Genomic DNA, 11933 nt, shown 5'->3' with positions numbered 1-11933 from the left:
CAGGCTGATAAAAATAACAGGAGCCAGCATGGGCCAGACTCGTTTTGCCAGTGGGCGTCAATTGGATGTCATCTGCCTGGGACGCCTGGGCGTCGATCTCTATGCGCAGCAGGTCGGCGCGCGGCTGGAAGATGTCAGCAGTTTTGCCAAGTACCTGGGTGGATCGTCGGCCAACATCGCCTTCGGTACGGCCCGCCTGGGGCTGAAATCGGCGATGTTGAGCCGTGTAGGCGACGATCACATGGGGCGTTTCCTGGTGCAGTCCCTCGCCCGGGAAGGCTGTGACGTCAGCGGCATCAAGGTCGATGCCGAGCGCCTGACCGCCATGGTCTTGCTGGGTATCAAGGATCGCGAGACCTTTCCCCTGGTGTTCTACCGGGAAAACTGCGCGGACATGGCGCTGCGGGCCGAAGACATCGACGAAACCTTTATCGCTTCCAGCAAGGCGCTGCTGATCACCGGCACTCATTTCTCTACCGAAGGCGTCTACAACGCGAGCATCCAGGCGCTGGACCATGCCCGAAAACACAACGTCAAATGCGTTCTCGACATCGATTACCGCCCGGTCCTCTGGGGCCTGGCGAGCAAGGCCGACGGTGAAACCCGTTTCGTTGCCGACCGCAAGGTCAGCCAGCACGTGCAAGGCATCCTGGCGCGTTTCGACCTGATCGTCGGCACCGAGGAAGAATTCCTTATCGCTGGCGGCAGCGAGGACCTGCTGGCCGCGCTGCGTACGGTGCGCGCGCTGACGGCGGCAACCCTGGTGGTCAAGCTCGGTCCACAAGGATGCACGGTGATCCACGGTGACATCCCGAACCGATTGGAAGACGGCGCCATTTACCCGGGCGTTAGGGTCGAAGTCTTGAATGTGCTGGGTGCCGGTGATGCGTTCATGTCCGGGTTCCTCGCCGGTTGGCTGGAGGACGCCGACGATGAGCGCTGCTGCCAGTTGGCCAATGCCTGCGGTGGCCTGGTGGTTTCGCGCCATGCCTGCGCTCCGGCGATGCCGACCCGGGCCGAACTCGACTATTTGTTCAACAGCCCGGTGCCCATCACCCGACCGGACCAGGATGCCGCGCTGCAACGGCTGCATCAGGTGAGCGTGCCGCGCAGGGCCTGGAAGCAGTTGTTCATCTTCGCCTTCGACCATCGCTGGCAACTGGTGGAACTGGCTCAGCGCGGCGGGCGTGGCCTCGACAGTATCAGCGAGCTCAAGCAACTGTTCATCCAGGCTGTGCAGCGGGTCGAGGTCGACCTGCAACGCCAGGGTATCGCCGCCGATGTCGGTTTGCTGGCCGACCAGCGCTTTGGCCAGGACTCCCTCAACGCGGCCACCGGGCGTGGCTGGTGGGTGGCGCGGCCGGTGGAAGTGCAGGGCTCGCGGCCGCTGGCGTTCGAGCACGGGCGCTCCATCGGCAGCAACCTGATTGCCTGGCCGCAGGAACAGATCATCAAATGCCTGGTTCAATTTCACCCCGACGACGAACCGCTGCTGCGCCTGGAACAAGAGGCTCAGTTGATGGGCTTGTACAAGGCGTCCCAGGTCAGCGGTCATGAGTTGCTGCTGGAAGTCATCCCGCCGAAGGATCATCCATCAGCCCATCCGGACGTGCTCTATCGCGCCCTCAAGCGCCTCTACAACCTGGGTATTTTCCCGGCGTGGTGGAAGATCGAAGCGCAGACGGCCCAAGAGTGGAAGCAACTCGACGAGTTGATCCAGCAGCGCGACCCGTACTGCCGTGGCGTGGTGCTGCTGGGCCTCAACGCCCCGGCCGCCGCATTGGCCGAGGGCTTCCGCCAGGCCAGCCAGAGCACCACCTGCCGGGGCTTTGCCGTGGGCCGGACGATTTTCCAGGAGCCGAGCCGGGCCTGGATGGCCGGGGAGATCGATGACGAAACGTTGATCCGGGACGTGCAGGGGCGGTTTGTGGAATTGATCGAGGCGTGGCGCAGTGCCCGGGCTTGATGGACAGGGCTTTTGTGGCGAGGGAGCTTGCTCCCGCTGGACTGCGAAGCAGTCCCAAATCAGCCACCCTTGATTCGACAGGTAAACCGCATCCATAGGTTTTGCGACTGCTTCGCAGCCGAGCGGGAGCAAGCTCCCTCGCCACAGGTGATCGGCTGAACATTAGAGACAACAATAAAAGGTGCAGCCATGCCCGCTATTCGAATTGGCATCAACCCGATTTCCTGGAGCAACGACGACCTGCCGTCCCTTGGCGGCGAGACGCCCTTGAGCACGGCGCTGAGCGAAGGCAAGGAAATCGGCTACGAAGGGTTTGAGCTCAACGGCAAGTTCCCCAAGGACGCCAAGGGCGTCGGCGATGTGTTGCGCCCGTACGACCTGGCGCTGGTTTCCGGCTGGTATTCCAGTCGATTGGCGCGGCGTTCGGCGGCCGAGGAAATCGACGCCATCGCCAGCCATGTCGAACTGCTGGCGCAGAACGGCGCGACGGTATTGGTCTATGGCGAAGTGGCTGACTCCATCCAGGGCCAGCGCATCCCATTGATCGAACGCCCGCGCTTTCACACCGACGAAGCCTGGCAAGCCTACGCCGACAAGCTCACCGAACTGGCGCGCTTCACCCTGTCCCAGGGCGTGCGACTGGCCTATCACCACCATATGGGCGCCTACGTCGAATCGCCTTCGGACATCGACAAGCTGATGGCCCTGACCGGCAGCGAAGTGGGCCTGCTGTTCGACTCTGGCCATTGCTACATGGGCGGTGGCGAACCGCTGCAAGTCTTGCACAAGCACATCGAGCGCATCTGTCACGTGCATTTCAAGGACGTGCGCAAACCCGTGGTGCAGCTGGCGCGCAACAACCTCTGGAGTTTCCCCGACTGCATCATCAATGGCACCTTCACCGTGCCGGGGGATGGCGACATCGATTTCGCTGCGTTGCTCGACGTCCTGCTGGCTGCCGACTACCAAGGGTGGCTGGTGGTGGAAGCCGAGCAGGACCCCGCCGTGGCGCCGAGTTATGTCTACGCCAAGAAGGGCTACGACACCTTGCGTGCCCTGCTGCAAGAGAGGATGCCGGCATGAGCCTGTTGATCAAGAGCAATCCCGGCGGCCAGAAACTGGTCGAACTGCCCCATGGTGCGTTGGATTACGTGGGCTTCGCGGCCTACCGCCTGTGCCTCGGAGAAACCCTTCCGGTGATGGCCGGTGACAAGGAGTTGTGTGTGGTCTTGCTCAGCGGGCGTATCGACCTCAAGGGCGAAGCGCCGGGGCAGGGAACCTTCAACTGGGACAACCTCGGTGACCGCCACTCGGTGTTCGAGGATAAATCCCCCTACGCCGCATACCTGCCACCCGGCAGCCAGGCCCAGGTGACGGCCTTGAGCGACGTGCAAGTAGCGGTGTGCGCCGCGCCGGGCGCGGCCAGCAATGAATACGGACCACGACTGATCCGCCCGCAAAGCATGAAACGCAGCGTTCGCGGCAAGGGCGCCAATACCCGTTATGTCTGCGACATCCTGCCCGACAGCGAACCGGCCCACTCGCTGCTGGTGGTGGAAGTGCGCACGCCGTCCGGTCATTCGTCCAGCTATCCGCCCCACAAGCACGACACCGACGACCTGCCGCACCAGAGCTTTCTCGAAGAGACCTACTACCACCAGGTCAACCCGTCCCAGGGCTTCGTGTTCCAGCGGGTCTACACCGACGACCGCAGCATCGACCAGGCCATGGCCGTGGAAAACAGTGACCTGGTGGTGGTGCCCAAGGGTTACCACCCGGTCAGCGTGCCCTACGGGTACGAGTCGTATTACCTGAATGTCATGGCCGGTCCGAAGCGGGTCTGGCAGTTCCATAACGACCCGCAGCACAGCTGGCTGCTCGACCTCTGAATTCGAACATTCCAACGGAGAACCAGGACAATGAGCGACACCCCGGTAATAGGCCATTACATCAACGGCCAAGTGCAGGATGGCGACACCGCTCGCTCCAGCAATGTCTTCAACCCGGCCACCGGCGCGGTGCAGGCCCGGGTGGCCCTGGCCGAGCCGAGTACCGTCGAGGCAGCGGTGGCCTCGGCGCTGGCGGCGTTCCCGGCCTGGTCCGAGCAATCGTCGTTGCGACGGTCGCGGGTGATGTTCAAGTTCAAGGAATTGCTCGACCGCCACCATGATGAGTTGGCGCAGATCATCAGCCGTGAACACGGCAAGGTGCTGTCCGACGCCCACGGCGAAGTCACCCGCGGTATCGAAATCGTCGAGTACGCCTGCGGTGCGCCGAGCCTGCTCAAGACCGATTTCAGCGACAACATCGGCGGCGGCATCGACAACTGGAACCTGCGTCAGCCTCTGGGTGTTTGCGCCGGCGTCACGCCGTTCAATTTCCCGGTCATGGTGCCGTTGTGGATGATTCCCCTGGCGCTGGTTGCCGGCAACTGCTTCATCCTCAAGCCTTCGGAACGCGACCCGTCCGCCAGTTTGCTGATGGCCCGCTTGCTGACCGAAGCCGGCCTGCCGGACGGCGTATTCAATGTCGTCCAGGGCGACAAGGCGGCCGTGGATGCGCTATTGCAGCACCCGGACATCGAGGCGATCTCCTTTGTCGGCTCCACGCCCATCGCCGAATACATCCACCAGCAGGGTACGGCGCACGGTAAGCGCGTGCAGGCCCTGGGTGGGGCGAAGAACCACATGATCGTCATGCCCGATGCCGACCTCGACCAGGCGGCGGACGCGCTGATCGGCGCGGCCTACGGTTCTGCCGGCGAGCGCTGCATGGCGATTTCCATCGCGGTGGCGGTGGGCGACGTGGGCGATGAGCTGATCGCCCGACTGTTGCCACGTATCGACCAACTGAAAGTCGGCAATGGCCAGCAGCCCGGCACCGACATGGGGCCGTTGGTCACCGCCGAACACAAGGCCAAGGTAGAAGGCTTCATCGATGCTGGCGTGGCCGAGGGTGCGCGACTGATCGTCGACGGCCGGGGCTTCAAGGTGCCGGGGGCCGAGCAGGGATTTTTTGTCGGCGCGACGCTGTTCGACCAGGTCACCGCCGAGATGAGCATCTACCAACAGGAGATTTTCGGCCCGGTGCTGGGCATCGTTCGTGTGCCGGATTTCGCCACGGCGGTGGCGCTGATCAATGCCCATGAGTTTGGCAACGGCGTGTCGTGCTTCACCCGTGATGGCGGCATCGCCCGGGCGTTCGCCCGCAGCATCAAGGTCGGCATGGTGGGCATCAACGTGCCGATCCCGGTGCCCATGGCCTGGCACTCCTTTGGCGGCTGGAAGCGTTCGCTGTTCGGGGATCACCATGCCTATGGCGAGGAAGGCCTGCGTTTCTACAGCCGCTACAAGAGCGTGATGCAGCGCTGGCCCGACAGCATCGCCAAGGGCCCCGAGTTCAGCATGCCCACTGCCCAATAACTCATTTCATGAATGCCGGAGGGAGAACAACAATGAACAAGCCCCTGCGTTTTGCCTTGAATCGAATGGTTGCCCCGCGCCTGTCACTGCCTGCTTTCATCGACCTGGCGCTGGCGTTGAAGACCGATGCCATCGAGATTCGCAATGACCTCAAAGGTGTCGAGATCGAAGACGGCATGCCGCCGGCCCATGTCCGCGAGTTGTGCGAGGCGCGCGGTATCAAAGTGCTTTCCATCAACGCCCTGTACCCGTTCGATGTGTGGAACGAAGAGCGCCGTGCCCAGGCCGTGCGCCTGGCCGATTACGCCCGCGAGTGTGGCGCCGATGGATTGGTGATGTGCCCGCTCAACGATCGCGCCGATCCGCGCAGCGAGGTCGAGCGAGCGGCGGGTTTGCGTACTGCCTTAAGTGAACTTGCGCCGATCCTGCGCGCCTTCGGCATCTACGGTTTCATCGAACCCTTGGGTTTTGCAGAGTGCTCGCTACGCCGCAAGCGCACGGCGGTGGAAGCGATCAAGGCCACCGACGGGCTGGATGTGTTTCGCCTGGTGCATGACACCTTCCATCACCATCTGGCCGGCGAGCAGGAGTTCTTCCCTGAATTGACCGGGCTGGTTCACATCTCAGGGGTCGAGGATGCCCAAGCGCCACTGGCGACCATTCGCGACGGCCACCGAGTGCTGGTGGGCGAGGGGGATATTCTCGGCAATGCCGGGCAGATCGAGGCGCTGCTCCGCGGCGGCTATGACGGTTACCTGTCCTTCGAGCCGTTTGCCGAAAGTGTTCATGAGTTGGCCGATATTCGCCAAGCGTTGGGGGCGAGTATGAATCACTTGCAGAAGTCCCAGGCCTGAGCTGATTTTGACTTGATGAAGATCCCCTTGTGGGAGCGAGCCTGCTCGCGAAGGCGGCAGTACATCCAACACTGATGTCGCCTGACAGGCCGCTTTCGCGAGCAGGCTCGCTCCCACAGGGGGTGAGTAAATTTGCCGGATTTGCATTCCAATAAGGTGCAAGCATGACCACAACAAGACTGACCATGGCCCAGGCCCTGGTGAAATTTCTCGATAACCAGTACGTCGAGGTCGATGGCGTCCAGAGCAAGTTCGTCGCCGGGGTGTTTACCATTTTCGGCCACGGCAATGTGCTGGGCCTGGGCCAGGCGCTGGAGCAGGACAGCGGCGACCTGGTGGTTCATCAGGGCCGCAACGAACAAGGCATGGCTCATGCCGCCATCGGGTTTGCCAAGCAGCATCTGCGGCGCAGGATCTACGCCTGTACCTCGTCGGTTGGTCCCGGCGCGGCGAACATGCTGACCGCCGCCGCCACCGCGACGGCCAATCGCATCCCGCTGCTGCTGTTACCTGGCGATGTCTATGCCAGTCGTCAGCCGGACCCGGTGCTGCAACAGATCGAGCAATTCCATGACCTGAGCATCAGCACCAACGATGCCTTCAAGGCCGTGAGCAAATACTGGGATCGCATCAACCGCCCCGAGCAATTGATGACCGCCGCGATCCAGGCCATGCGCGTGCTCACCGACCCGGCCGAGACCGGCGCGGTGACCCTGGCGCTGCCCCAGGACGTGCAGGCCGAAGCCTACGATTACCCGGATTGTTTTTTGCAGAAACGCGTGCACCGCATCGACCGCCGGCCGGCCACCGAAGCGATGCTCGGCGATGCCCTGGCGTTGTTCAAGGGCAAGCGCAAGCCATTGATCATCTGCGGTGGCGGGGTGAAGTACTCCGGGGCCAATGCTGCATTGCAAGCCTTTGCCGAGCGCTTCGAGATCCCCTTTGCCGAGACTCAGGCGGGAAAAAGCGCCATCGTCTCCAGCCACCCGCTGAATGTCGGTGGCGTTGGCGAGACCGGCTGCCTGGCGGCGAACCTGCTGGCCAAGGAAGCGGACCTGATCATCGGCATCGGCACCCGCTACAGCGATTTCACCACGGCGTCGAAATGGCTGTTTCAGCATTGCGACGTGCAATTTCTCAACCTCAACATCAGCCCGTGCGATGCGCTGAAACTCGATGGCGTGCAACTGCTGGCCGACGCCCGTTCGGGCCTGGAGGCGCTGGCCGACAAGCTGGGGGACTACCGTGCCGAATGGGGCGCGCAGATCGCCGACGCCAAGGCCCAGCTCGACGCCGAAGTGGACCGGATCTACCAGGCAGATTTCCAGACCCAGGACTTCGTCCCGGAAATCAACGATCACATGGACCCCGCAGTGTTTCGTGAATTCATCGAGCTCACGGGGTCCTGCCTGACCCAAAGTCGCGTGCTTGGCACCCTCAACGAAACCCTGGCGGACGACGCCATCATCGTCGCCGCCGCCGGCAGCCTGCCCGGCGACCTGCAGCGCAGTTGGCGCAGCAAGGGCGTGAATACTTACCACGTCGAATACGCTTATTCATGCATGGGCTATGAGGTGAATGCCGCCCTGGGGGTGAAACTCGCCGAGCCCGATAAAGAGGTCTACGCGCTGGTGGGCGACGGCTCCTACATGATGCTGCACTCGGAACTCGCAACCTCCATCCAGGAGCGGCGCAAGATCAACATCGTGCTGCTGGACAACATGACCTTCGGTTGCATCAACAACCTGCAAATGGAACACGGCATGGACAGCTTCGGCACCGAGTTCCGCTTCCGCAACCCCGAGACGGGCAAGCTCGATGGCGGCTTTGTGCCGGTGGATTTCGCCATGAGCGCGGCGGCCTATGGCTGCAAGACCTACACGGTCAAGACGTTGGACGAGTTGTACGCGGCATTGGCCGACGCCCGGCGCCAGACGGTCTCGACCCTGATCGACATCAAGGTCCTGCCCAAGACCATGATCCACAAGTACCTATCCTGGTGGCGGGTCGGCGTGGCGCAGGTCTCCACCAGCGCCCGCACCGATGCCGTCGCCAAGACCCTCAACGAACGACTGGCCAAGGCCCGTCAATACTGATTGCGCCAACACCTACATAAGGAGTTCAACATGTCTTTGAAGCTGGGCGTCATCGGCACCGGGGCCATCGGCCAGGACCACATCCGTCGTTGCAGCCAGACCTTGCTCAACAGCCAGGTGGTGGCAGTGACTGACATCAACCTTGCCCAGGCGGCGAAAGTGGTGGCCGACCTCAAACTGACCGCCGAGGTCTATCCGGACGGCCACGCGTTGATCGCGGCGCCGGACGTCGAGGCGATCCTTGTCACCTCCTGGGGGCCGAGCCATGAAGAGTTCGTGCTGGCGGCCATCGCGGCAGGCAAACCGGTGTTCTGCGAAAAGCCCCTGGCGGTCACGGCCGAAGGCTGCCGCAAAATCGTCGACGCCGAAGTGGCCCACGGCAAGCGCCTGGTGCAGGTGGGCTTCATGCGCCCTTACGATGAAGGTTACCGCGCGCTCAAATCGGTGATCGACAGCGGCCAGATCGGCGAGCCGTTGATGCTGCATTGCGCCCACCGCAACCCGAGCGTGGGGGAGAACTACAAGACCGACATGGCGATCACCGATACCCTGATCCATGAGCTGGACGTGCTGCGTTGGCTGCTGGCCGACGACTATGTGTCGGTACAGGTGGTGTTCCCGCGCAAGAGCAGCAAGGCTTTGGCCCACCTGCGGGATCCGCAGATCGTTCTGCTGGAAACCGCCAAGGGCACGCGGATCGACGTCGAGGTGTTCGTCAACTGCCAGTACGGTTACGACATCCAATGCGAAGTGGTGGGGGAGACCGGCATCGCCAAGCTGCCGGAACCGTCCCAGGTGCAACTGCGCAGCGGCGCCAAGCTGTCCAATGCCATCCTGATGGATTGGAAGGATCGCTTCATCGCCGCTTATGACGTCGAATTGCAGGCGTTCATCGACGGCGTGCGTGCCGGGCAAGTAGGCGGGCCGTCGGCCTGGGATGGTTTCGCCGCGGCGGTGGCGGCGGATGCCTGTGTCCAAGCGCAGCAGAGTGGGCAGATCATCAAGGTCGAGCTGCCGGAGCGGCCGCGTTTCTACGGCTGACCACATTTCCCGTGGGCATGCAGTTCAACTGTGGGAGCGAGCTTGCTCGCGATAGCGGTGGGTCAGTCAAGACAATGCGGGCTGATCCACCGCCATCGCGAGCAAGCTCGCTCCCACAGGGGATGGCATGTTCAATGACAGATAAGGAGTGTTCATGCGAATCGGACTAGTCGGCTATGGCAAGGGCGGGCGGTTTTTTCATGCGCCGCTCATCAGCAGCCTGCCGGGCGCTACGTTTGTCGGGGTGGTGACCCGTTCCGCCGAGCGACGCCAGCAATTGGCAACCGAGCATCCGCGGGTCCAGGCCTTCGATAGCCTTGAGCAACTGGTGGCGGCCGGCGTCGATGCGGTGGTGGTGTCCACGCCGCTGCAAGCGCGCCCCGTCATTGTGATGGAGGCCATCGAGCACGGCGTGGCGGTGGTCAGCGACAAGCCATTCGCCCTTGATGCCGGGCAGGCCGAAGCGATGGTGTTGGCTGCCGAACGACGCAACGTACCGTTGAGCGTGTACCAGAACCGCCGCTGGGATTCGGATTTCCTGACGGTGCGCAAATTGCTTTCATCCGGTGCCCTGGGGCAGGTCATTCGTTTTGAGTCCAGCGTCGAACGTTACTCGCCGACCTCGGTGGGCAAAGCCAGTGGCGGGGGCTTCCTGCGGGATTTGGGCAGCCATCTGGTGGACCAGGCGCTGCAATTGTTCGGGCCGGTGACCCGGGTGTATGCCGAGCTGGATTATCGACAGCCAGGCCAGGCCTACGACAACGGTTTTTTCATGTCGTTGGTCCACGCAAGCGGTGTGGTCTCGCACTTGAGCGGCAATTGCCTGCAAAGCGCTCCGCGCCCAAGGTTTCGGGTCAGTGGCAGTGAAGGCTGCTATACCGTCGAAGGCCTCGATGGTCAGGAGGCCCTGGCGTTGGCGGGACTGAGCCCCGCCACCGAGGGCGAACGTTGGGGCGCGGAAGAACATCGGCGCTGGGGCTGGTTCGAACACGGTGCCGAGCGCGAGCGGGTAGCCTCGGAACGGGGCTGCTGGCTCGCGTTCTATCAGCGTCTACAGACAGCGTTGCAGGGCGACGGCCCGCTGCCCGTTGCGGCCCGCGATGCCCTGGCCACGACACGCCTCCTGGACGCGGCAAGACAGAGCGCGGAGCAGGGTCAGGTGGTGTGTTTATCTGAGCCTGTAGGACATGGAATAAAAAACGAATAAAATTCTAAAATGAGTTGATATGGAAAATATTTTCCAATAAAGTCGATTCCAGGTTACCGACAACCCTGTCCGCGTTTATCCAGGCTCGCCCTGAATGGACGAAGGACGAAACAAAAACAAGAAACACAGCCAGGTACCGTCGATGAAAACCTTCAACCGCTCTGCGTTTCACCTGCCATTGTCCTTGCGCCTGTCCGCAATCCTTCCCTTGTTCGAAGCCCTGTGCATCCAGCGCAGGGGCGCCGTGGTGTGCTGCATGCCCGGCGCACCGATCGTGCGTTTACCACGTTCCTGAAGTCCGTCACGCCTTATCCATAAGACCAACAAAAAAGTGGAGAAAGAACGTTCATGAACACCAAGACCCGTATTGCCTCGCTGGCCCTGTCATTGATGTTTGCCAGCGGCGCTGCCCTGGCGGACCTGAAGATCGGCGTCAGCATGTCCCAGTTCGATGACACCTGGTTGACCTACCTGCGCGAGTCCATGGACAAGAAAGCCAAGGCCCTGCCGGACGGCGTCACGTTGCAGTTCGAAGATGCGCGCAGCGACGTGGTCAAGCAATTGAGTCAGGTAGAAAGCTTCATCAGCCAGAAGGTCGACGCGCTCATCGTCAACCCGGTGGACACCGCCGCGACCCAACGCATCACCAAGGCCGCCGTGGCCGCCGGCATTCCGCTGGTGTACGTCAACCGCCGTCCGGACGACCCGAAACTGCCGGAAGGCGTGGTCACCGTGGCCTCGGATGACCTTGAGGCCGGGCGCATGCAGATGCAGTACCTGGCCGACAAGATGGGCGGCAAGGGTGAGATCGTGATCCTGCTGGGCGATTTGGCGAACAACTCCACCACGAACCGCACCAAAGGCGTCAAGGAAGTCCTCGCCAAGTACCCGGACATCAAGATCGAGCAGGAGCAGACGGGCACGTGGTCCCGGGACAAGGGCATGACCCTGGTCAATGATTGGCTGACCCAAGGCCGCGAGTTCAACGCCGTGGTGTCCAACAACGATGAAATGGCCATTGGCGCCGCCATGGCCCTCAGGCAAACGGGCGCCAAGAAGGGCAGCGTGTTGATCGCAGGGGTCGACGGCACGCCGGACGGCTTGAACGCCATCAAGAAAGGCGACATGGCGGTCTCGGTGTTCCAGGACGCCAAGGGTCAAGCCGACGGCTCGATCGATACCGCGGTGAAAATGGTCAAGAAGCAGCCGGTCGAGCAATCCGTCTGGGTGCCATATCGCTTGATCACGCCGGAGAACGTCGATCAGTTCAAGTAACGCTTCACCTGTTTCATCACAACAATAAACAGGCAAGGTCGCCGCGCCGACCTTGCCCAGGGAGTACCCACC

At 62.3% G+C, this 11933-nt stretch carries 10 protein-coding genes; all 10 read left to right on the top strand.

From position 1 onward, the window contains the following. The first annotated feature begins 28 nt into the window (after positions 1 to 28). The gene (locus ACLK1G_RS17750) at positions 29 to 1966 is read left to right on the top strand and encodes a bifunctional 5-dehydro-2-deoxygluconokinase/5-dehydro-2-deoxyphosphogluconate aldolase (RefSeq protein WP_420766610.1); all 1938 of its coding nucleotides are present in this window, start codon (positions 29 to 31) and stop codon (positions 1964 to 1966) included. Between the two features lie 189 nt (positions 1967 to 2155). Further along, on the top strand, positions 2156 to 3049 hold the full coding sequence (gene iolE, locus ACLK1G_RS17745; RefSeq protein ID WP_420766609.1) for a myo-inosose-2 dehydratase: 894 nt from the start codon (positions 2156 to 2158) through the stop codon (positions 3047 to 3049). Continuing rightward, positions 3046 to 3855, top strand: coding sequence for a 5-deoxy-glucuronate isomerase (gene iolB / locus ACLK1G_RS17740; RefSeq protein ID WP_420766608.1), 810 nt, complete (start codon positions 3046 to 3048; stop codon positions 3853 to 3855). Before iolE ends, iolB begins: the two co-directional genes overlap by 4 nt. A 30-nt stretch (positions 3856 to 3885) precedes the next feature. Then, positions 3886 to 5388: a CoA-acylating methylmalonate-semialdehyde dehydrogenase gene (locus ACLK1G_RS17735; protein ID WP_420766607.1), complete on the top strand. Its 1503-nt coding sequence runs from the start codon at positions 3886 to 3888 to the stop codon at positions 5386 to 5388. Positions 5389 to 5420: 32 nt separating this feature from the next. After that, on the top strand, positions 5421 to 6242 hold the full coding sequence (locus ACLK1G_RS17730; protein ID WP_420766606.1) for a TIM barrel protein: 822 nt from the start codon (positions 5421 to 5423) through the stop codon (positions 6240 to 6242). 164 nt (positions 6243 to 6406) lie between these two features. Then, positions 6407 to 8338: a 3D-(3,5/4)-trihydroxycyclohexane-1,2-dione acylhydrolase (decyclizing) gene (gene iolD / locus ACLK1G_RS17725; protein WP_420766605.1), complete on the top strand. Its 1932-nt coding sequence runs from the start codon at positions 6407 to 6409 to the stop codon at positions 8336 to 8338. A gap of 30 nt (positions 8339 to 8368) precedes the next feature. Next, positions 8369 to 9379, top strand: coding sequence for a bifunctional inositol 2-dehydrogenase/D-chiro-inositol 1-dehydrogenase (iolG, locus tag ACLK1G_RS17720; RefSeq protein WP_420766604.1), 1011 nt, complete (start codon positions 8369 to 8371; stop codon positions 9377 to 9379). A 154-nt stretch (positions 9380 to 9533) separates the two neighbouring features. Next, a complete protein-coding gene (locus tag ACLK1G_RS17715) occupies positions 9534 to 10586 on the top strand; it encodes a Gfo/Idh/MocA family protein (protein WP_420766603.1) in 1053 nt (350 codons plus the stop codon). 94 nt (positions 10587 to 10680) lie between these two features. Beyond that, complete coding sequence (locus tag ACLK1G_RS17710; protein WP_420766602.1) at positions 10681 to 10881, top strand: hypothetical protein; 201 nt, start codon at positions 10681 to 10683, stop codon at positions 10879 to 10881. A gap of 53 nt (positions 10882 to 10934) precedes the next feature. After that, positions 10935 to 11861 carry a sugar ABC transporter substrate-binding protein gene (locus ACLK1G_RS17705; RefSeq protein ID WP_420766601.1) on the top strand — a complete coding sequence of 309 codons (927 nt, stop codon included), beginning with the start codon at positions 10935 to 10937 and terminating at the stop codon, positions 11859 to 11861. The last annotated feature ends 72 nt before the right edge of the window (positions 11862 to 11933 follow it).

This window comes from Pseudomonas algeriensis, from assembly GCF_048847255.1.
Classification (GTDB): domain Bacteria; phylum Pseudomonadota; class Gammaproteobacteria; order Pseudomonadales; family Pseudomonadaceae; genus Aquipseudomonas.
Note: the sequence above shows the minus strand (reverse complement) of the source record. Positions and strands in the feature narration are given on the sequence as shown.